Here is a 19,867-nt window from a genome sequence, read left to right on the forward strand (position 1 = left end):
CCGTCCGCGCGAGAATGCTGTGTCTTTCCGGGGGCGACCCCCGGACCCCCGGCCGGGCGGGGCGCCGCGGTGGTCGGCGTCGGGGGCGGGGTCGGGTTCGGGGGTCAGCGTTCTCCGCCGGGGACCCACAGGACGTCGCCCAGCTCCTTGTTGGCCGTCCGCGCGAGAATGAACAGCAGGTCCGACAGGCGGTTGAGGTACGTCGCCGTCAGGGCGTTCATCGTCCCGCCGTGCACCTCCAGCGCCGCCCACGTCGAGCGCTCGGCGCGCCGGACGACCGTGCACGCCTGGTGCAGGAGCGCCGCGCCCGGAGTGCCGCCCGGGAGGATGAAGGAGCGCAGCTTCTCCAGGTCCTCCAGGAACCGGTCGCAGTCCGCCTCCAGCTTGTCGACGTACGACTGCTCCACCCGCAGCGGCGGGTACTCCGGCTCCTCGACCACGGGGGTCGCCAGGTCCGCGCCCACGTCGAACAGGTCGTTCTGCACCCGGACGAGGACCTTGACGACCTCCTCGGGCAGCTCGCCGAGGGCGATGGCCGTGCCGATGACGGCGTTGGCCTCGTTGGCGTCGGCGTACGCGGCGATCCGCAGGTCCGTCTTGGCGGTGCGGCTCATGTCGCCCAGCGCCGTCGTGCCCTTGTCGCCGGTGCGGGTGTAGATGCGCGTCAGGTTGACCATGCGTTAAGCCTAGTGACGTGGCGCCCACCGCGGCAGACGTGTGTGCCGTGCGTCACGACCGGTACCGGTCCGTGTACGACAGGGGGCTACCGCCCGGTAGGTTGGGTCTGCGCGCGATACGCTCACGCGACGGCCCGTTCCGGTGTGATGTCCGTCATCCGAGACGTGACGCGCATCTCTTCACCGCCCACAGCACCCCTCCCGGGCAGTAATCTCCCGCCGGAGAAACGAAAAGTGAACGCGTGTTAAGGGGACGAATCGTGGCCAGGAAGCTCGCCGTCATCGGCGCCGGACTCATGGGGTCCGGCATCGCTCAGGTCTCCGCCCAGGCGGGCTGGGACGTCGTGCTGCGCGACGTCACGGACGCCGCCCTCACCCGCGGCACGGACGGCATCAAGGCGTCGTACGACAAGTTCGTCGCCAAGGGCCGGCTGGACGCCGCCGACGCCGAGGCCGCCCTGGCGCGCATCACCACGACCACCGACCTCGACGCCGTCGCCGACGCCGACATCGTGGTCGAGGCCGTCTTCGAGAAGCTCGAGGTCAAGCACGAGATCTTCCGCGCCCTGGACAAGCTCGTCCGGGACGACGCGGTCCTCGCGTCCAACACCTCCGCCATCCCGATCACGAAGATCGCGGCGGTCACCGAGCGCCCCGAGCGGGTCGTCGGCGCCCACTTCTTCTCGCCCGTCCCGATGATGCAGCTCTGCGAGCTGGTCCGCGGCTACAAGACGAGCGACGAAACCCTCGCCACGGCCCGCGCGTTCGCCGAGTCCGTCGGCAAGACCTGCATCGTCGTCAACCGCGACGTCGCCGGCTTCGTCACCACGCGGCTCATCTCCGCGCTCGTCGTCGAGGCGGCGAAGCTGCACGAGTCCGGCGTGGCCTCCGCCGAGGACATCGACATCGCGTGCAAGCTGGGCTTCGGCCACGCCATGGGACCGCTCGCCACCGCGGACCTCACCGGCGTCGACATCCTGCTGCACGCCACCGGCAACATCTACACGGAGTCCCAGGACGAGAAGTTCGCCCCGCCGGAGCTGATGCGCCGGATGGTGGACGCCGGTGACATCGGCCGCAAGAGCGGGCAGGGCTTCTACAAGTACTGACCGCGCCGCACCACCCGCCCTCACCCCTCGGGGTGAATTCGGTCTCGGTTCGCTTACAAGGCGCAACTGCTCGGCTGACGTCGGAGTCAGTTCTTGCAACAGAAAGACGTGACGGACAAGCACAGCACTCTCGGGGAGCGCATATGCACATCAGGGGCGACCACACCGAGCTGGTCGTCGGGGGCCGCCTCGATGTCCGCAGCGCGGCGGACGCCCGTACGATCCTGCACTCGGCCGTCGACGACGGGGCCGGTGACCTGGTGCTCGACCTGACCGGCCTCGACTCCTGGGACGCCACGGGACTCGGGGTCATCATGGGCGCGCACCGCAGGGCGGGCCGCTGCGGCCGCCGCCTGGTCCTGCGGGGCGTACCGCCCCAGATGCAGCGCCTCCTCGTCGCGACCCGGCTGCACCGCATCCTCGCCATCGAAGGCGGGCTCGCCGCCGAATCGTTGCCCCGCGTCTGACGTCCGCCCGGACCGCCGCGCGGACCGCCCGCCGGGCCCGCCGTACGGGCCCACCACCCGCCGTCCGGCCCGTACGCCTACACGTACAGGTACATGCCGGAGCAAACCACCCCACCCGGATCCAGCTGCCCAATCCTCATGAGACCGTGATGTCTTGGGCGGCCGGCACCCCGGCTGTTCCGGGCGGCCGGGCCAGCGTCTAGGGTTTCGGACGTCTGCCCATCGACGGACCCACACGGCGGGCACCGGACCAGAAGCGACGCCGCGCGTGCACACCGGCCGGGAGGGGCTTCGCCGCACCACGCTTTTGGGGGCTTCACCATGGACCCGATGAACCCGCTGCCGGACGACCGCGACCACGATCCCGCCGACGACGGCGCCCGCAAGGGCGGCGACGCCGCACGCCCGCGCGCCTCCCGCGACGACCTCCCCGCCCCGCTCGCCGCCGGGAAGGGACCCGCCCCCGCCCGCACCGCCCAGCTCGTCACCGGCGACCTGCTGCTCACCGTCAACCCCGTCGACGGCAGCGAGATCGAGCGCTGCCCGCCCGGCCGTCGGCCGGAGCCGCCCGCCCGGCGCACCCCCGAAGAGCGCGCCGAACGCGACCGCGCCGCCGCCCCGCCCGTACCGGCGGGCCCCGCCGACCCCCTCCCGCCCCTGCTGGAACGCGACGAGCAGCGCGAGCGGCTCGTCCGGCTGCTCTCCCGCGGCCGCTCCGTACGCCTCACCGGCCCGGCCGGCTCCGGCCGCAGCCGCCTCCTCGACGCGGTCGCCGCCGACTGCGCCGACCTCGCCCCCGACGGGGTCATACGGCTGTCCGGCCACCGCCGCACCTCCGCCGACGTGCTGTACGACCTCTTCGCGGCCGTCCACCACACGCCCGGCCACCGGCCCGACCGCGCCGGGCTGCTCGCCCTCGTCCGCGAGATCGGCGCCGTCGTCCTCGTCGACGACCTGGAGTTCGGCGGTGCCGCGCTCGACGACCTCCTCGACGCCGCGCCCGAGTGCGCCTTCCTCCTCGCCGCGACGCCCGACACGCCCGCCCCGTCCCCCGACGCGGCCGTCGAGGAGGTCTTCCTCACCGGCCTCGACCGGAGCACCACCCTCGAACTCCTCGAACACGTCGTGGACCGGCCCCTCACCGACGACGAGGCGAACTGGGCCGGCGACCTCTGGTTCGAGTCCGAGGGGCTGCCGCTGCGCTTCGTCCAGGCCGCCGCCCTGCTGCGGCAGCGCGACACCCTGCGCACCCCGCCGTCCGGGGACGCGGACGACGCCGGCGACAGCGTCTTCACCGACCTGCACGACCACCCCCTGCCCAGCCTCGCCGAAGCGGCCGCTCCCGCCGCGCTGCTCGCCTCCCGGCTCTCCGAGGCCGCCCGCGACACCCTGCGGTTCGCCGTCGCCCTGGGCGGCGAGCTGCCCCACCAGGCGCACCTGCCGGCCCTCGTCGGCGACACCCACGCCGACGCCGCGCTGGGGGAGCTCGTCCGCTGCGGGCTGCTCACCCCGGTGGGCCCGCGCCACCGGCTGGCCGCCGGCATCACCGAGCAGCTCGTCGAACACGGCTACGGCGAGGGTGCCCTGACCCGGGCCCACACCGCCGCGCAGCACTACGCCTGGTGGGCGGGCCACCCGTCGGTCGCCCCCGAGCGGGTGGCGGCCGAGGCCGACGCCGTACTGGCCGCGCTGCAGGTGCTCTCCTCCAGCCAGGAGGCCGGCCACGCGAGCGCCGCCGTGCTCCTCGCCCGCAGCGCGGCGCCCGCCCTCGCCGCCGCGCTCCACTGGGGCGCCTGGGAACGGGCGCTGCGCTCCGGCCAGGCCGCGGCCCGCCTCGCGGGCGAGGTCGCCGAAGAGGCGTACTTCCACCACGAGCTGGGCGTCCTCGCCCTGTGCCAGGGCAACCTCGACCGGGCGCGCGCCGCGCTGGAGGCCTCCATCGGCCTGCGCGGCGCCCTCGCCGACAAGCGCGGCACGGTCGCCGGGCGGCGGGCCCTCGCCCTGGTCGCCGACCGGGAGCGCGGCGGCGAAAGCCGTACGGCGGCCGGTGAGCCGCCCGCGGCGCGCCAGGGCGAGCCGCCCGCGCCGTTCGCCGGCGCCTTCGGCCCCGGCCCCGGCCGCGCCGCCCCCGCCACGGGTGCGGCCGACGGCGGTACCGGCTCCGGCCGGCCCGGCCCGGCCCCCGGCGCGGGAGCCGTGGCCGGCGCGGCGGGCGACTCCACCGGCGACGGCGGCACGGGCACGGCGGGCGCGGCGGGCGCCGCCGGTCTCGGTGCGGCCGGGGCGGCGGGACGCCCCTTCGGTACGGGCGCGGGCAGCCTCGGCGCCGCGGGTGTGGCTTCGGGCGCCTCCGGTACGGGCACGGGCGGCGGTGCGACCAGCGCGGCGGCCGACTTCGACGCCGCGTTCGGCGAAGGCCCCGGCTCAGGCACCGCTTTCGGCACCGGCACCGGCCGTACGGCAGCCGCGGGGTCGGCCCACGGCGCCGTCGCCGGCTCCGGGACGGCCGGCACGTACGCGTACGACCCCCGGCAGGCCCGCCCCGTCCGCAAGGGGCTGCGGGGCACCTTGCTCAGCGGCGCCCGGCGCAACCTCGTCGCGGCCGCCTCGGGCGCCCTCCTCGCGGCCGTCCTCGGTACCGTCGTCACCCTCGGCGCCACCTCCGGCGACGGCACCGGCGGGGGCGGCTCGCCGGGCGGCAAGGTCACCACCGAGCAGTCGGCGGGCGACGGCGCCACCGGCGGCACCGGCGTCGACGACTCGGACGGGCAGACGCCCGACGACGGCACCACGGGCGGCTCCGGCGGCGGTACGGGCGGCGGCTCCACCGCCGTGCCCGGCGGCGGCGAGCCGAGCTCCTCCGCCCGCCCCGGCGCCACCGGCCCCACCGGCTCGACCGGCGACCCGTCCACCCCGGGCACCGACCCGTCGGAGCCCGGCGGCGGCCCCACCGGTGGCGGCACCGGCCCCTCGACCGGCGGCACCTCCTCCTCGCCCGGTACGTCGGGCTCCCCGACCACGGGCGGCCCGACGACGACCAGCCCCGGTCCGTCCGGGTCGACGACGACCACGCCGGAGCCGACGGACACCGCCACGGACCCGGGCCCGACGGAGACGGCCACCGACCCGGCCACCACCGGCGGCGCCGCGGGCGGCACCACGGGCGGCGACGGCGGGGGCGACAGCTCCGGCGGCGACAGCGGCGGCGGAGCGTCGTCCACGGCCACCGGACCCGGCACGCCCACGGACACCGGCACGGCGACGGGCACGGCGGGCACCGCGGCCTGACCTTCCGCCGCCGCGCCTCCGGACCCGCCGTTCGTGCGGCGGCCGCACCGCCGCACGCGGCGGTCCGTGCGGTGGGGGCGTCCGGGGCGGGGGAGGGGCCCGTAACGTGACACGACGGCCCCCGGGTGGCGGGAGCCGCCCGGGGGCCGTCACGCGCCCGTCGCGGGCGGGGCCGTCAGAACAGCCGCAGCTTGTCGTCCTCGATGCCGCGCAGCGCGTCGTAGTCGAGCACCACGCAGTCGATGCCCCGGTCCGTCGCCAGGACGCGGGCCTGCGGCTTGATCTCCTGCGCGGCGAACACCCCGCGCACCGGGGCCAGGTGCGGGTCCCTGTTCAGCAGCTCCAGGTAGCGGGTGAGCTGTTCGACGCCGTCGATCTCGCCGCGGCGCTTGATCTCCACGGCGACGGTGGCGCCGTCGGCGTTCCGGCACAGGATGTCGACCGGGCCGATCGCCGTCGGGTACTCCCGGCGGATCAGCGTGTACCCCGCGCCCAGTGTCTCGATGCGGTCGGCGAGCAGCTCCTGGAGGTGCGCCTCCACGCCGTCCTTGATCAGACCGGGGTCCACGCCGAGCTCGTGGGACGAGTCGTGGAGGATCTCCTCCATCGTGATGATCAGTTTCTCGCCCGCCTTGTTGACGACCGTCCAGACGCCCGCGGAGTCGCCGTCACCCTCCTTGAGGGTGCACGGCGGGGACATCCAGTTGAGGGGCTTGTAGGCCCTGTCGTCGGCGTGGATCGAGACGCTGCCGTCCGCCTTGACCAGGATCAGACGGGGAGCGGAGGGCAGGTGGGCGGTGAGCCGGCCCGCGTAGTCCACGGAGCAGCGGGCGATGACGAGACGCATGGTCGGCAACGCTACTCGACGCATGCGCTTCCGCGCGATTCGGTGCCAAACGCCCGTGATTCCCTGGCCTGTTGTGTCCCAATCTCCTGGTGCGGTCAAGGCGGCGCGCATACCGTGGAAGCGGGAGGTCGTCACTCGTGCACTCTGCGTGTCTACGGGGGCTCCTCCTTCCCTGCCCGTAAGACCCCGCTCCCCGCGGGGTCGCGAGAGGAGAACCCATGTCGCTCGACGTCTCACCGGCGCTGTTGGAGCAGGCCGAGCGAGGCGAGGTCGACGAAGCGGCCTTCGTCGACTGCGTCCGGACCTCCCTGCCCTTCGCATGGGAGATGATCAGCTCTCTGGTGGTGCGGCTGAAGGTGGACGGGGGTGCGTTCGCCGACAACCAGACGCCCCCACCGGACGAGCAGGCGCGTGGGCAGCTGCTGCGTGCGCTCGCGAGTGACGCGATCCGGGGGGCGCTGGAGCGCCACTTCGGTGTCCGTCTGGCCTTCCAGAACTGCCACCGCGTCGCGGTGTTCCCGCTCGACCCGTCGGTCGACGAGCGGTTGGCCCGGTTCACCTCGGCCCGGGCCCAGCTGCTGAACCAGTCGGCCGAGCTGCGCGACTGCTGACGCCGCACGCGTGTTGCCGCTCCGCATCACCCGGGAGGTGTGATCGGTGCAGGGGCGGCAGCAGGTCGGCGATCGGGCAGGTCCACCGCCGGGGCCGGCGGGCCGCTCACACCAGCAGCGGCAGGACCTCGGCGCCGAGGCGGCGTACGTTCTCCTCCGTCGCCGCGACCTGACCCGAGCCCTCCACCAGCAGTGCGAACCGCCGGATGCCCGTCCGCTCCGCCGTGGCGGCCAGCCGGTCCGCGGCCAGCCGGGGCGTCCCCACCGGGTGCAGTCGGCAGAGCAGCTCCGTGTAGGCGACGGGGTCGCGCATCGAACGGCGCCGGCCGTCCACCGTCACGTGGGCGTCCAGCCCCTGCTTCAGCCACCCCGGCATCGCCTTCAGCAGCGCCTCCGCCGCGTCCGGCGTGTGGTCCGCGAGCTGCGCCACGCCCGCCGAGACGTGGCAATCGGCGATCCGCGCCACCTCGTCCGGCGTGTGCCCGGCGGCCAGCGCCTCACGGCGCCACAGGGCGGTCATCTCCGCCTTGTCGTCGTCCCCGCAGTGCATGCCGAGCAGCATCGGCAGCCCGCGCTCGGCGGCGAGCCGCACGCTCCTCGGCGACGTGCAGGCGAGGACCGTCTCCGGGGCCGCCGCCCCGTCGATCAGCTCGTCGGGCCGCGGTACGACCGCCACCTCCCGGAAGCGGTGGCGCGGGCCGTCCGCCCCGACGCGGTCGCGGCGCAGCCAGCGCAGCAGCACGTCGAGCGAGTCGGGGAAGTCCCGCTCGTAGGCCTCCAGGCCCGCGGCGAACACCTCCAGGTCGACCCACGGGCCGCCGCGCCCCACCCCGAGGGTGAAGCGCCCGCCGGAGGTGATGTGCAGCAGCGCGGCCTGCTCGCCCAGCGCCACCGGATGTGCCGTCGGCAGCACGCTGACCGCCGTGCCCACCCGGATACGGCGGGTGCGGCCGAGCAGCAGCGCCGCCAGGGTGATCGCCGACGGGCACACGCCGTACGGCACGAAGTGGTGCTCGGCCAGCCACACCGAGTCCAGCCCGGCCTCCTCGGCGACCTCGGCGGACCGCACGGCCCGGTGCAGGGCCTCGCTGTGTCCCTGACCGGGAAACTGGGCCGCCAGTACGAAAGTTCCCACGCGCATCGCCTGATGCCTCCTTGCCGGCCGACGCGGCTCCCCTCACGGGCAACAACGCCTGACACGTGCCAAAGGCAACGGCCACGCGGAGAGTTCTTGCGATTTTCCGCTAACCGCCTCTGTGTGGGGGGCACTCGTTCACCGGGAGCGCCCCCGCCCGCCCCTCCCCGCCGGCGCCCCGGGCCCCCGGCCGTGACGTGCGCCTTCCGCCCGGTGCGGCACCGGGGGCGCCCGCCGGGCCGTGCCGGGCGCCCCCCGGGCGGCCCTTAGGCTGGACCGGAGACCGCAGCCCGTACCCGCGCCCCCGTGAGGTGTTCCGTGTCCCCGCGCCGCAACCAGCCCCCGAAGCGGGGCGGAGGGAAGTACCCCGACCCCCCGGGCGCGGGTGACGGCGACCGGTACGGCGGCTTCCAGCGGACCGAGACCTGGCAGGGCGAGGAGTGGTCGGTGCGGCACGTCGCCGGGTCGAGCGCGATGGGCAAGCGCTACCGCTGCCCCGGCTGCGACCAGGAGATCCCCTCGGGCGTCGCCCACGTCGTCGCCTGGCCGCAGTACGGCGGCGTGGACGACCGCCGGCACTGGCACAAGGCGTGCTGGAACGCGAAGGACCGCCGCACCTCCCGGGTGCAGCGGTCCCGCAACGCACCCCGGTACTAGGGGACGCCTCCGGCGGCTACACGTCCCGGCGGTCGAGGGCGGCGTACGCCCCGCCGAGCGCCACGGCGGTCACCACGATCATGATGCCCAGCGACTGCCAGCCCGTCGGCCCCGGGCCCCCGGCCATCGCGCCGCTGCTGTACATGACCGCCAGCATGCTCGGGATGGAGTACTCGAGGAGCGCGGTGCGCAGGCCTTCCAGGGACTCGGCGTAGAGGCCGATCGCCAGGACGAACGGCATCAGCACGAGACCGATCACGGTCGTGATCGCCCCGGCCGAGTGGCGCAGCAGGGCACCCACGGCGAGCGACAGCAGGCCGAGGGTGGCCATGAAGAGGCCCACGCCGACGGTAGCGCGCACCCACTGCGCGGTGGTGGCGCCACCGGTCGTGCCGAGGACCGCCGACTGCGCGGCGGCGGTGAACGCCGAGACGAGCGTGGTGATGGTGAAGACGAGCCCGAAGAAGACGATGCACTTGGCCGCGAGCACCCGGCCGCGGCTGGGGCAGGCCGTCAGCGACGTGCGGATCATCCCGGTGCCGAACTCGGAGGTGATCGTCAGCACGCCGAGGGTGATCACGCAGACGGTACCGAGCAGCATCCCGACCATGCCGAGGTCCAGCGCGCTGCCGCCGACCTCGCTGCCCTCCGGGATCCGGCCGATCGCCACGGCCAGCAGGATCCCGGCCCCGGCGACGACCACGACCATGACGCCGAGCGTCCAGACCGTCGACCGCAGCGACCTGATCTTGGTCCACTCGGAGGCGATGGCGTCCCCGAGGTGGGCGCGGCGCACGGGGATGGGGGAGGTGTACGGGGTGGTGGTCATCGGGTGTCCTCGGTGCTGCTCTCGTGCGTACGGCTCTCTCGGGCGCCGCTCCCGGGCCCGGCGCCCGGGCCGGGCGCACCGGGGGGACCGGGTGCGCCGGACGGGCCAGCGGGACCGGACGGTCCCGTGTCGGGCGGCGGGGGCGCGTACCAGCCCTCCAGCGGGACGTCCGGGACGACCGGCTGCTGCTCCGGCAGCGGGCCGAGCTCGGCCAGCCGGTCGTCGGTGGAGCGGTAGTCCACGGCCGACTGCGTCAGCCGCATGTACGCCTCCTCCAGCGACGCCTGGTGCGGCGAGAGCTCCCACAGCCGCACCCCGGCGCCGTGCGCCAGGTCGCTGACGCGGGACAGGGCCAGCCCGGTCACGCGCAGCGCCCCGTCGCGCTCGGGCAGGACGAAGCCGCCGGCGCCGGTGAGGGCGGCCGTCAGCTTCTCGCGCTGCTCCGGCTCGTCCGAGGGGACCCGGACGCGGGCGAAGCCGGCGGAGTTGGCGGCGATGAACTCACGGACGCTCATGTCGGCGAGCAGCCGGCCGCGGCCGATGACGATGAGGTGGTCGGCGGTGAGGGCCATCTCGCTCATCAGGTGCGAGGAGACGAAGACCGTGCGGCCCTCGGCGGCCAGCGCCTTCATGAGGTTGCGCACCCACAGGATGCCCTCGGGGTCCAGGCCGTTGACCGGCTCGTCGAAGAGCAGCACCTGCGGGTCGCCCAGGAGCGCCGCGGCGATCCCCAGCCGCTGGCCCATGCCGAGCGAGAAGCCGTTGGACCGCTTGCGGGCCACGTCCTGCAGGCCGACGACGCCCAGGACCTCGTCCACCCGGCCCGCGGGGATCCCGGCGAGCTGGGCGAGGGCGAGGAGGTGGTTGCGGGCGGTGCGGCCGCCGTGCACGGCGCGGGCGTCGAGCAGGGCGCCGACCTGGCGCGGGGCGTTCGGCAGCTCCCGGAACGGGTGGCCGCCGATGGTGACCCGCCCGGAGGTGGGCCGGTCCAGACCGAGGACCATGCGCATCGTCGTCGACTTGCCGGAGCCGTTCGGCCCGAGGAAGCCGGTGACGACGCCGGGGCGGACCTGGAACGAGAGGTCGTCGACGGCGGTCTTGGCGCCGTAGCGCTTGGTCAGGCGGACAGCCTCGATCATTCTCCAGCCCCAGCACAGGTCGGTTCGTCAAGGGGCGCCGCCGCCGCGGACGGGACGCGGGGGGCACCCGTAGGAGGTAAGAGGGGGATCCGGCCGCAGCGGTTCCCGCCTCCCCCCACAACCTACGTGTCCACAACCTACGCGTCGCGCCGTTTCAGCACCACGTAGCCGCCCACCAGGGCCGCCACCACCCACAGCAGCATGATCCCCAGCCCGCCCCACGGCCCGTACGGGGCGGGGTCCTGGCCCATGGCGTCCGGGACCACCTGCATGATCTTGGAACCCGCCTGGTCGGGGAAGTACTGGGCGACCTCCCTCGCCTTCGGCACCGCCGCCAGGATCTGGGACACCAGGAAGAAGAACGGCACGAGGATGCCCAGCGACAGCAGCGGGGAGCGCAGCATCGCCGCGACACCCATCGAGAAGACCGCGATGAGCCCCATGTAGAGGCCGCCGCCGACCACCGCGCGCGCCACGTTGTCCTCGGTGATCGTCGTGCTGTGCTCACCGAGGAGGGCCTGCCCGACGAAGAACGACAGGAAGCTGGTGACCAGCCCCACGGCCAGGGCGAGCAGCCCCGCCACCGCGATCTTGCAGAAGAGGAACGCCGCCCGCTGCGGCACCGCCGCCAGCGACGTGCGGATCATGCCGGAGCTGTACTCCGTGCCGACGACCAGGACGCCGAAGACGACCATGGCCAGCTGGCCGAGCATCATCCCGGAGAAGCTGACCACCGTGGGGTCGAAGGTCAGCCGCTCCGCCTCCGGCAGGTCGTCGAAGAGCGACCGGGTCAGCGCGCTCAGCCCCGCGCCGACCGCGACCGTCACGACCAGGGCGCTCGCCAGCGTCCAGACCGTCGAGGCGACCGTGCGGATCTTGGTCCACTCCGACTGGAGTACCGCCGGTACCGATGCCATCGTTCAGGCCCCCTTCACGCCCGCGCCCCACTGGGGCTGGGCGGCAGTGTGTGCGTGGTACTCGACCGCTCCGGCGGTCATGCGCATGAAGGCCTCCTCCAGCGAGGCCCGCTGGGCGCTCAGTTCGTGGAGGACGAGGCCGTGCTGCGCGGCCAGCTCGCCGACCCGCTCCGTCGACGCCCCGTCGATCTCCAGCGCCCCGTCGGCGCCGTCCACCGGCGTCATCCCCTCCCGCCGGAGGAGGTCCCGGGCCCGTTCCGGCTCCGGCGTGCGCAGGCGTACGAAGGCGCGCGAATTCCGCTGGATGAAATCCGCCATCGTCGTGTCGGCCATCAGCCTGCCCTGCCCGATGACGATCAAGTGATCCGCCGTCAGCGCCATTTCGCTCATGAGATGGCTCGAAACGAAGATCGTCCTTCCTTCGGCCGCGAGCTGTTTCATCAGATTGCGGATCCAGTGAATTCCCTCGGGGTCCAGTCCGTTGACCGGTTCGTCGAACATGAGAATCCGTGGATCACCCAGCAGTGCGGCGGCGATTCCCAGCCGCTGCCCCATGCCCATCGAGAAGTTCTTGGACTTCTTGCGCGCCACCGCCGTCAGCCCGACGATGTCGAGCACCTCCCCGACCCGTCGCTCGGGGATGCGGTTCGCCTGCGCCAGGCAGAGCAGGTTGTGGTACGCGCTGCGCCCGCCGTGCATCGCCTTGGCGTCCAGCAGGGCGCCGATGTACTTCAGCGGCTCCTGGAGCTGCTGGTACCGCATCCCGTCGATCCGCACCGTCCCGCTCGTCGGGGCGTCCAGGCCGAGCATCATGCGCATCGTCGTCGACTTGCCCGCGCCGTTGGGTCCGAGGAAGCCCGTGACCATTCCGGGACGGACGGTGAAGGAGAGTCGATCGACGGCCGTCTTCGTGCCGAAACGCTTCGTCAGGCCCTCTACTTCGATCATGCGCCCACGCTACGGAAGCGGATGGCCCCCCGCCACCTGAATGACGGAGGGCCATCGGGAGTACGCGCGCGGCGGTCCTCACGGGGGAACAGGACCGTGTCGCGCGGCGGCCGCGCGCCGGGGCGCGGCGGCTCGTGCGCCGGGGTGTCAGCGGGACTGCTGCGCCGGGACGCCGCGGGTCGTCGACTCGTCGTCGCTCGGCACGTTGGCCGCGGCGACCGCCGCGCCGGTCAGCGTCGCCAGCATCTCGCGGACGTTGGTCAGCTGGGCGTTGATGGAGTCGCGGCGGTTCGTCAGCGCCGCCAGCTCGCGCTCCGATTCGCTGCGGATCCGGTCCGCCTTGGCGTTCGCGTCGGCCACGATGTCCTCGGCCTGGCGCTGCGCGGTCTCCACCGTCTGGCGGGCGCGGCGCTCCGCGTCCGTCCGCAGCTTCTCCGCCTCCAGGCGCAGCTGCTCGGCGCGGTGCTCGATCTCCGCGAGCCGCTTCTCCGCCTTCGCCTGACGCGAGGCCAGGTCCCGCTCCGACTGCTCGCGCCGCTTGGCGAGGTTCGTCTCGAAGTCGGCGGCGGCCTGCGCGGCCTTGGCGCGGGTCTCCTCGAAGAGCGCCTCCGCCTCCTCGCGCTTGGACTGGGCGTCCTTCTGCGCCTCGGACCGCAGCGAGTTCGCCTCGGACTGGGCCTTCTCGATGATGCGGACGCCCTCGTCCTCCGCCTTCGCCTTGCGGTCCGCGGCGAACGACTCGGCGTCGTTGCGCACCTGCTGGGCCGCCGACTCGGCGAGCTCGCGGTGCTGCTCGGCGGCGCGACGGGCCTCCTCGCGCAGGTCCTTGGCCTCCTCCTCGGCGAGGCGGAGGATCTTCTCGACGCGGGCGCCGAGGCCGGCGTACGACGGCTCGGCGTCGCTGACCTGCGCCTGGGCGTTCTGCGTCTCGAGGTGCAGCTCCTCGATGCGCTTTTCCAGAGCGGTGATTCGGGCCAGAGCACTGTCACGGTCGGCGACGAGCTTGGTAATGCGGTCGTCCACCTGACCGCGGTCGTAACCACGCCGCACGAGCTCGAAGCCGAAGGGGGAGGATGTGTCGCTCATGGGGTTCCTGTCGAATGAGACCGGTGAGGTGTTAGAGGGAATCCTAGGGGCCGAGGCGGCGTGTCATCGAGCGGATGACCGTTTGATTGGGAGAATGTCCAGCCTTTTGAGTGGCCTAGTCGGTGTTTGACTTGCCACTCGAACGGGTACTCCCGGCTGCCGCTCCGGCCTTCACGCCGCCGTCCTTGCCGCCGCCTGTCGGTGCCTCGAAGGACTCCAACGCCTCCAGTACCGCCTGGACACGGGAGATCTCCGTCTGGATGTCCCCCTGCCGGCGCACGAGCACCTCCAACTCCTGCCGTCCGTCCGCCACCACACGGGCGGCCTCCGCCTCCGCCTCCTCGCGGATGCGCTGCGCCTCGCGGTCCATGTCGGCCTTCTTCTGGTTGGCCTCCTTGAGCAGGCCCTCGGCCTTCTTCACCGCGGCGATACGGACCTTGCTCGCCTCCGAGTTGGCGCCGGAGAGCAGCTCCTCGGCCTTCGCCTCCGCCTCGGCCAGCTGCTGCTCGGCGGCCTTCACCAGCTTGTCCGCCCGCTCGCCCGCGACGCGCACCTGCTCGGCGCCCTCCCGGCGGGCGCGCTCGTGCAGCTCCTCGATCTCCGACTCGGTCCGCGTCCGGAGCTCCTCCATGCGCTCCCTTATGGCGTTGGCGTCGCTGCGCGCGCCGACCAGCAGCTCGTCGGCGTCCGTACGGGCCTTCTCCACCAGGGCGTTGCCCTCGATGGTCGCCTCGGACACGATGCGCTCGGCCTCCTTGCGGGCGGCCCCGACCATGGTGTCGGCCTGCGACTCGGCGTCCGTCGTGGCGCGCAGCGCCTCCTCCTGCGCCTTCGCCACCAGCTGGTCCGCCTGCTCGGCGGCGTCGGCGCGCCGCTTGTCGGCGGCCTCCCGTGCCTCGTCCAGCAGCCGGTCCGCCTCCGTGCGGGCCTCCGCGCGCAGCTGCTCGGCCACCTCCTCGGCCTCCCGGAGGTGCTGCTCGGCCTCCTCGCGGAGCCGCTCGGCGGCCCGCTGCGCGGAACCGACCGTCTCGGCGGCCTCCGCCCGCAGCCGCTCGGCCTCGCCGCTCGCCTCCGCGACCAGCTGGTCCGCCTGCTCGGCGGCGTCGGCGCGCCGCTGGTCGGCGGCCTTGCGGGCCTCGTCCCGCAGCTGCTGGGCGTCCGCGCGCGCCGCGGCGCGCAGCCGCTCGGCCTCCGTCTCGCCGTCGGCCTTCACCCGCTCGGCCTCCGCGCGCAGGCGGGCCGCCTCCGCGCGCGCCCCGTCGAGCGCCGCGGTCGCCTCGGCCGCCAGCCGGCCGGCCTCCTCGGAGGCCAGGGCGGTGACGCGCTCCGCCTCGCCCGTCGCGTCGCCGACGATCGCCTCGGCACGGGCCGTGGCGTCGCCGACGAGCTTGTCGGCCTCGTTCGACGCCTCGGTGACGAGCCGGTCGGCCTGGGTGGCCGCCTCGGAGCGGATGCGGTTGGCGTCGCCCCGGGCCTCGGCCCGCGTCCGCGCCGCGTCCTGCTCGGCCGCGGCGAGCGAGTCCGACGCCTCGGTGCGCACCCGCTGGGCGTACTCGGAACTGTCGGACTTGAGGCGCTCGGCCTCCGCGAGGGCGTCCCGGACCGTCCGGTCGGCGAGCGCCTTCGCCGCCTCGGTCTCCTCCTGCGCCCGCTCGCGGACCCGCGCGGCGTCCTCGGCCGCGCGCTCCCGCTCCTGGTAGGCGTCGGCGCGGACGCGGTCCGCCTCCTCCTGCGCCTCGGTCCTGGTCCGCTCGGCGGCGTGCTCGGCGGCCGACCGCAGCCCGGCGATCTCCTCCTCGGCGGCCTCCTGGAGCCCGGCCACCGAGTCGCGCACCTGCTGCGCGGTCTGCTCGGCCCCGGAGACCAGCTCCGTGGCGCGCTGGTCCGCCTCCTCGACGAGGCGCTGCGCCTCCGCCTGGGCCTCCTCGACCCGGGTGCGGGCCGACGCCAGCAGCTCCTCGCTCTGCCGCCGGGCCCGGTCGCGCTCCTGGTCGGCCTCGGCGCGGGCGGTGCCGAGGGTCTCCTCGGCCTCGCGGCGGCGCCGGTTGGCCTCCTCCTGCGCGGCCGCCAGCTCCTCGGCGGCCTCGGTCTTGAGCCGTTCGGCCGCGGCCTGGGCCTCGGCGCGTACCCGGTCGGCGGTCTCCTGCGCCTCCGTGCGCAGCCGCTCGGCCTCCGCGGCCGCCTCGGCGCGCAGCCGTACGGCGGCGTTCTCCGCCTCGGCGCGGGCGTTCGACGCGTCCGCGGCCGCCTCGGTGCGCAGCCGCTCGGCCTCCTGCTCGGCCTGCTCCTGGAGGGTGCGCCGGCGCTCGGCCGCCTCGGTGCGCAGCCGCTCGGTCTCCTCGGCCGCCTCCCGGCGCAGGCCCTCGGCCTGCGCGCGGGCGTCGGCGAGGGTCTGCTCCGCCGACGTGAGGCGGGCCTCGGCCTCCTCGTGGAGCCGGGCCAGCTCCTCGGCGGCCTCCGCGCTCCGCGCCGCGACCCCGCGCTCGGCCTCCTCGCGCAGCGCGGTCGCGGCGGTCTCGGCGGCCGCCCGTACCGACTCGGCCTGCTCCTCGGCTTCGGCGCGCAGCCGGTCGGCCTCGGCGCGGGTGCGCTCCAGGGCCTCCTCGGCCTGGGCGCGCAGGGTGGTCGCGCGCTCGATGGCCTCGGCGCGGACCCGCTCGCTGTCGGTGGCGGCCGCGGTGCGCAGCTCGTCGGCGTCGGACTTCGCCTTGGTCAGCAGCTCCTCGGCGGTCCCGGCCGCCTCCTCGATCTGCTGGAGCGCCTCGCGCCGGGCCTCGGCGCGGATCCGCTCGCCCTCGGCGACGGCCTCCGACCGCAGCTGCTCGGCCTCCCCGCGCAGCCGGCGGGCCTCCTCCTGGAGCTCGACCGTCTTGGCGCGGTACTCCTTGGTGTCGTCCTTCGCGGCGCCGCGCAGCTGGTCGGCGGTGTCCGCGGCCGCCCCGACCAGGCGGTCGGCCTCGGCCTCGGCCTCGCGACGGATCCGCTCGGCCTCCTCGCTCGCCTTGCGCGTGGTGGCCTGGGCGTCCTCGGACGCCTTGCCGAGCATCTCCTCGGCGGCGCGGGCGGCCTTCGCCAGCTGGGCGGCGGAGTCCTCGGCCGCCTTGGTGCGGGACTTCTCGGCGGCCTCGGCGACGAGCTTCTCCGCCTCGGCGCGGGCGTCGGCGAGCGCCTGCTCGGCCTCCGCCTTGAGGGCCTCGGCCTCCTTGGTGGCCTCGCCGACGAGACGCGCGATCTCCGTCTTCGCGGTACGGCTGCGCTGTTCGTTGGCCGACTCGGCGGCGGCGAGCCGCTTCGCGGCGTCCTCGGTGGCGGCGGCGACGACCTTGTCGGCCTCGGCGCGGGCGAGCCGCAGCCGCTCCTCGGCCTCCTGCATGCGCTGCTCGGCGCCCCGGCTGAGCTCGGTGGCCTGCTGCCGGGCCTGCTCGGCCTCGGTGGCGGTGGCCGTGCGCAGCTGCTCGGCGTGGCTGGTGGCCTCCTGGGCCTGGGCGGAGGCGGCGTTGAGCAGCCGCTCGGCGTCCCGGCGGGCGCGCAGCAGCGTCGCCTCCGCCTCGGCGCGCGCGGCCTCGGACTCGGCGGCCAGCCGCTGGCGGGCCTCCTCGGCGACCCGCGCGGCCTCGGCGCGGGCGGCGGCGAGCGCCTGCTCCGCCTCGGCGCGCGACTCCTCCATCAGGCGCCGCGCCTGGGACTCGGTACGGGCCCGCAGCTGCTCGGCCCAGGCCACGTTCTCGTTGACGTGCGCCTCGACGGTCCGGCGGCGCTCGGCCAGCTCCTGGTCGAGCTGCTGGCGCCGCTGCACCGCCTCGTGGTGCAACTCGGCCTGGAGGCGGGCCTGGTGCTCGGCGTGCTCCTGCAGGATGCGCTGGGTCTGGGCGCGGGCCTCGCGCAGCTCGCGCTCCGCGTCGGTGCGCATCTGCTCGGCCTGCATCTGGGCGTTGCGCAGCAGCTGTTCGGCCTGGTAGCCGATGTCCGCGCTGTCGTAGGCAGGCCGGGAGGCGATGGCACGCCGGGCCTCGTGGAGCTTGGCGCGCAACACCTCGACCTGGTAGCCGAGGTCCTCGGCGTGCTGGACGGCCTTCTCCCGCTCGGTCTTCAGCCGGTCCATCTCGGCTTCGAACCGCGAAAGGTGGTCGTCGTCAGCCCGGTGGCTCTCCTGGCGTTCGTAGCCCCGCACTGCGCGGTCCCATCCGTCCCCTGGTCGCGAACTCTCTTCGTACGGGCACCGTTCGCCGGCGAACGGACCCCCGGGGAATGGTCTCAGATCGACGCTTCCGACGACGACGCCGTGGCGCGGCACCGACCCGGCCCCGGCCCGGAGCCGCCCACTCTACCGGGCCGGGAATCCGTCAGGTCAGTGCTCCACTGAGGCGGGCTCAGCCGACGTGACCAGTTCGGTGAGGACGCCGTGGCAGTCCTTGGGGTGCAGGAACGTGATCCGGGACCCCATGGAGCCGCGGCGCGGCTCGTCGTAGAGGACCCGCACGCCCTTGTCGCGGATGTCCGCCGCGTCGCCGTCGACGTCCGCGGTGCCGAAGGCGATGTGGTGGACGCCCTCGCCGTTCTTGGCCAGCCACTTCGCGACGGTCGAGTCCTCGCGGGTGGGTTCCAGGAGCTGGAGGTAGGAGGCGCCGCCGTCCGAGGTGCCGTTGATCCTCAGCATGGCCTCGCGGACGCCCTGCTCCTCGTTGACCTCGGTGTGGAAGACCTCGAAGCCGTAGGTGGAGCGGTAGAACTCCACGGTCGCGTCGAGGTCGTGACAGGCGATCCCGATGTGGTCGATTCTGGTGAGCATGCGACCAGTGCAGCGCTCCACGGGGTGGTTACGCAACGTGCGCGCCGTCACACCGACCGCCCGGTGACCGGGGGCAGTACCGCTCAGTACATTGGCGGTAAACCCTCGTTCACTCCGCAGCCCCCCCAGGCTGGAAGGGGATCGTCCTCATGTCTGGAACGACCGGTACCACCTCCGTCATCGTCGCGGGCGCACGCACGCCCATGGGTCGACTGCTCGGCTCGCTGAAGTCCTTCTCCGGTGTCGACCTCGGTGGCTTCGCCATCAAGGCCGCCCTCGACCGGGCGGGCATCGGCGGCGACCAGGTGCAGTACGTGATCATGGGGCAGGTGCTCCAGGCGGGCGCCGGGCAGATCCCCGCCCGTCAGGCCGCCGTCAAGGCCGGCATCCCGATGAACGTCCCGGCGCTCACGATCAACAAGGTCTGCCTCTCCGGCCTCGACGCCATCGCCCTCGCCGACCAGCTGATCCGCGCGGGCGAGTTCGACGTGATCGTCGCCGGCGGCCAGGAGTCCATGACCAACGCGCCGCACCTGCTCCCGAAGTCCCGTGAGGGCTACAAGTACGGCGCCATCGAGATGGTCGACGCCATGGCGTACGACGGCCTCACCGACCCCTTCGACAACATCGCCATGGGCGCGTCCACCGAGCGGCACAACACCCGCCTCGGCATCCGCCGCCCCGAGCAGGACGAGATCTCCGCCCTGTCGCACCAGCGCGCGGCGGCCGCCCAGAAGAACGGGCTGTTCGAGGCGGAGATCACGCCCGTGGAGATCCCGCAGCGCAAGGGCGAGCCCATCCTCTTCGCCAAGGACGAGGGCATCCGGCCGGAGACCACGGCCGAGACGCTGGCCAAGCTGCGCCCGGCGTTCTCCAAGGAGGGCACGATCACGGCCGGCTCCTCGTCGCAGATCTCCGACGGCGCCGCCGCGGTCGTCGTGATGAGCAAGGCCAAGGCCGAGGAGCTGGGCCTGGAGTGGATCGCGGAGATCGGCGCGCACGGCAACGTCGCGGGCCCGGACAACGCGCTCCAGTCCCAGCCGTCCAACGCCATCCAGCACGCCCTGAAGAAGGAGGGCATGGACGTGGCGGACCTCGACCTGATCGAGATCAACGAGGCGTTCGCCGCCGTGTCCGTCCAGTCGATGAAGGATCTGGGCGTATCCCCTGAAAAGGTGAACGTCAACGGTGGCGCGATCGCCCTGGGCCACCCGATCGGCATGTCCGGTGCCCGTATCGTGCTCCACCTGGCGCTGGAGCTCCGGCGGCGCGGCGGCGGGACCGGCGCGGCGGCGCTGTGCGGCGGCGGCGGCCAGGGCGACGCGCTGATCCTCCGCGTTCCGAGCGCTTCGGCGAAGTAAGGAGTCT

At 74.2% G+C, this 19,867-nt stretch carries 16 protein-coding genes; 6 read left to right on the forward strand and 10 right to left on the reverse strand.

Going from position 1 to position 19,867, the window contains the following annotated elements; all coding sequences use genetic code 11:
* Window positions 1-104: 104 nt before the first annotated feature.
* Window positions 105-677 (reverse strand): cob(I)yrinic acid a,c-diamide adenosyltransferase, encoded by a 573-nt coding sequence (locus ACF053_RS13360; protein WP_391953977.1) that lies wholly within the window; start codon window positions 675-677, stop codon window positions 105-107.
* A 260-nt stretch (window positions 678-937) separates the two neighbouring features.
* Here ACF053_RS13360 and ACF053_RS13365 point away from each other — a divergent pair, with 260 nt between their 5' ends.
* The 3 genes from ACF053_RS13365 (at window position 938) to ACF053_RS13375 (ending at window position 5,541) form a co-directional block, all read left to right on the forward strand.
* Window positions 938-1,786 (forward strand): 3-hydroxyacyl-CoA dehydrogenase family protein, encoded by an 849-nt coding sequence (locus ACF053_RS13365; RefSeq protein WP_058943733.1) that lies wholly within the window; start codon window positions 938-940, stop codon window positions 1,784-1,786.
* A 143-nt stretch (window positions 1,787-1,929) separates the two neighbouring features.
* On the forward strand, window positions 1,930-2,253 hold the full coding sequence (locus ACF053_RS13370) for an STAS domain-containing protein (protein ID WP_028963801.1): 324 nt from the start codon (window positions 1,930-1,932) through the stop codon (window positions 2,251-2,253).
* Window positions 2,254-2,574: 321 nt separating this feature from the next.
* Window positions 2,575-5,541: an ATP-binding protein gene (locus ACF053_RS13375; RefSeq protein WP_391953978.1), complete on the forward strand. Its 2,967-nt coding sequence runs from the start codon at window positions 2,575-2,577 to the stop codon at window positions 5,539-5,541.
* A gap of 175 nt (window positions 5,542-5,716) precedes the next feature.
* On the opposite strand, the gene nucS is transcribed toward ACF053_RS13375, so the two are convergent.
* Window positions 5,717-6,388 (reverse strand): endonuclease NucS, encoded by a 672-nt coding sequence (nucS, locus tag ACF053_RS13380; protein WP_391953979.1) that lies wholly within the window; start codon window positions 6,386-6,388, stop codon window positions 5,717-5,719.
* A 218-nt stretch (window positions 6,389-6,606) separates the two neighbouring features.
* Here nucS and ACF053_RS13385 point away from each other — a divergent pair, with 218 nt between their 5' ends.
* On the forward strand, window positions 6,607-6,999 hold the full coding sequence (locus tag ACF053_RS13385; protein WP_058944540.1) for an SCO5389 family protein: 393 nt from the start codon (window positions 6,607-6,609) through the stop codon (window positions 6,997-6,999).
* A gap of 106 nt (window positions 7,000-7,105) precedes the next feature.
* Here ACF053_RS13385 and ACF053_RS13390 read toward each other — a convergent pair whose 3' ends face one another.
* Window positions 7,106-8,140 carry an LLM class flavin-dependent oxidoreductase gene (locus ACF053_RS13390; protein ID WP_391953980.1) on the reverse strand — a complete coding sequence of 345 codons (1,035 nt, stop codon included), beginning with the start codon at window positions 8,138-8,140 and terminating at the stop codon, window positions 7,106-7,108.
* Window positions 8,141-8,452: 312 nt separating this feature from the next.
* Here ACF053_RS13390 and ACF053_RS13395 point away from each other — a divergent pair, with 312 nt between their 5' ends.
* Window positions 8,453-8,791, forward strand: a complete 339-nt coding sequence (locus ACF053_RS13395; RefSeq protein ID WP_391954105.1) for an ATP/GTP-binding protein — start codon at window positions 8,453-8,455, stop codon at window positions 8,789-8,791.
* Window positions 8,792-8,807: 16 nt separating this feature from the next.
* Here ACF053_RS13395 and ACF053_RS13400 read toward each other — a convergent pair whose 3' ends face one another.
* The 7 genes from ACF053_RS13400 to mce form a co-directional block, all read right to left on the reverse strand.
* Entirely contained in the window at window positions 8,808-9,620 is an 813-nt protein-coding gene (locus ACF053_RS13400; RefSeq protein WP_391953981.1) for an ABC transporter permease subunit, read from the reverse strand.
* Complete coding sequence (locus ACF053_RS13405; RefSeq protein ID WP_391953982.1) at window positions 9,617-10,759, reverse strand: ABC transporter ATP-binding protein; 1,143 nt, start codon at window positions 10,757-10,759, stop codon at window positions 9,617-9,619. The genes ACF053_RS13400 and ACF053_RS13405 overlap by 4 nt, the downstream gene beginning before the upstream one ends.
* Before the next feature lie 137 nt (window positions 10,760-10,896).
* Window positions 10,897-11,676 (reverse strand): ABC transporter permease, encoded by a 780-nt coding sequence (locus ACF053_RS13410; RefSeq protein ID WP_391953983.1) that lies wholly within the window; start codon window positions 11,674-11,676, stop codon window positions 10,897-10,899.
* A gap of 3 nt (window positions 11,677-11,679) precedes the next feature.
* Entirely contained in the window at window positions 11,680-12,624 is a 945-nt protein-coding gene (locus tag ACF053_RS13415; RefSeq protein ID WP_391953984.1) for an ABC transporter ATP-binding protein, read from the reverse strand.
* Window positions 12,625-12,771: 147 nt separating this feature from the next.
* The gene (locus ACF053_RS13420) at window positions 12,772-13,710 is read right to left on the reverse strand and encodes a cellulose-binding protein (RefSeq protein WP_391953985.1); all 939 of its coding nucleotides are present in this window, start codon (window positions 13,708-13,710) and stop codon (window positions 12,772-12,774) included.
* A 115-nt stretch (window positions 13,711-13,825) separates the two neighbouring features.
* Entirely contained in the window at window positions 13,826-17,881 is a 4,056-nt protein-coding gene (gene scy / locus ACF053_RS13425; RefSeq protein ID WP_391953986.1) for a polarized growth protein Scy, read from the reverse strand.
* Between the two features lie 177 nt (window positions 17,882-18,058).
* A complete protein-coding gene (gene mce / locus ACF053_RS13430; protein ID WP_391953987.1) occupies window positions 18,059-18,499 on the reverse strand; it encodes a methylmalonyl-CoA epimerase in 441 nt (146 codons plus the stop codon).
* A gap of 149 nt (window positions 18,500-18,648) precedes the next feature.
* On the opposite strand from mce, the gene ACF053_RS13435 reads away from it, so the two are divergent.
* Window positions 18,649-19,860, forward strand: a complete 1,212-nt coding sequence (locus tag ACF053_RS13435) for an acetyl-CoA C-acetyltransferase (protein WP_391953988.1) — start codon at window positions 18,649-18,651, stop codon at window positions 19,858-19,860.
* Window positions 19,861-19,867 lie beyond the last annotated feature (7 nt).

Origin of the sequence: Streptomyces kanasensis (assembly GCF_043077165.1) — a bacterium.
GTDB lineage: Bacteria > Actinomycetota > Actinomycetes > Streptomycetales > Streptomycetaceae > Streptomyces > Streptomyces changanensis.

Coding starts and splice junctions, on each gene's coding strand:
- ACF053_RS13360 (WP_391953977.1), bottom strand. CDS start 677: ATGGTCAACCTGACGCGCATCTACACCCGCACCGGCGACAAGGGCACG.
- ACF053_RS13370 (WP_028963801.1), top strand. CDS start 1,930: ATGCACATCAGGGGCGACCACACCGAGCTGGTCGTCGGGGGCCGCCTC.
- ACF053_RS13375 (WP_391953978.1), top strand. CDS start 2,575: ATGGACCCGATGAACCCGCTGCCGGACGACCGCGACCACGATCCCGCC.
- nucS (WP_391953979.1), bottom strand. CDS start 6,388: ATGCGTCTCGTCATCGCCCGCTGCTCCGTGGACTACGCGGGCCGGCTC.
- ACF053_RS13385 (WP_058944540.1), top strand. CDS start 6,607: ATGTCGCTCGACGTCTCACCGGCGCTGTTGGAGCAGGCCGAGCGAGGC.
- ACF053_RS13390 (WP_391953980.1), bottom strand. CDS start 8,140: ATGCGCGTGGGAACTTTCGTACTGGCGGCCCAGTTTCCCGGTCAGGGA.
- ACF053_RS13400 (WP_391953981.1), bottom strand. CDS start 9,620: ATGACCACCACCCCGTACACCTCCCCCATCCCCGTGCGCCGCGCCCAC.
- ACF053_RS13405 (WP_391953982.1), bottom strand. CDS start 10,759: ATGATCGAGGCTGTCCGCCTGACCAAGCGCTACGGCGCCAAGACCGCC.
- ACF053_RS13410 (WP_391953983.1), bottom strand. CDS start 11,676: ATGGCATCGGTACCGGCGGTACTCCAGTCGGAGTGGACCAAGATCCGC.
- ACF053_RS13415 (WP_391953984.1), bottom strand. CDS start 12,624: ATGATCGAAGTAGAGGGCCTGACGAAGCGTTTCGGCACGAAGACGGCC.
- ACF053_RS13420 (WP_391953985.1), bottom strand. CDS start 13,710: ATGAGCGACACATCCTCCCCCTTCGGCTTCGAGCTCGTGCGGCGTGGT.
- mce (WP_391953987.1), bottom strand. CDS start 18,499: ATGCTCACCAGAATCGACCACATCGGGATCGCCTGTCACGACCTCGAC.
- ACF053_RS13435 (WP_391953988.1), top strand. CDS start 18,649: ATGTCTGGAACGACCGGTACCACCTCCGTCATCGTCGCGGGCGCACGC.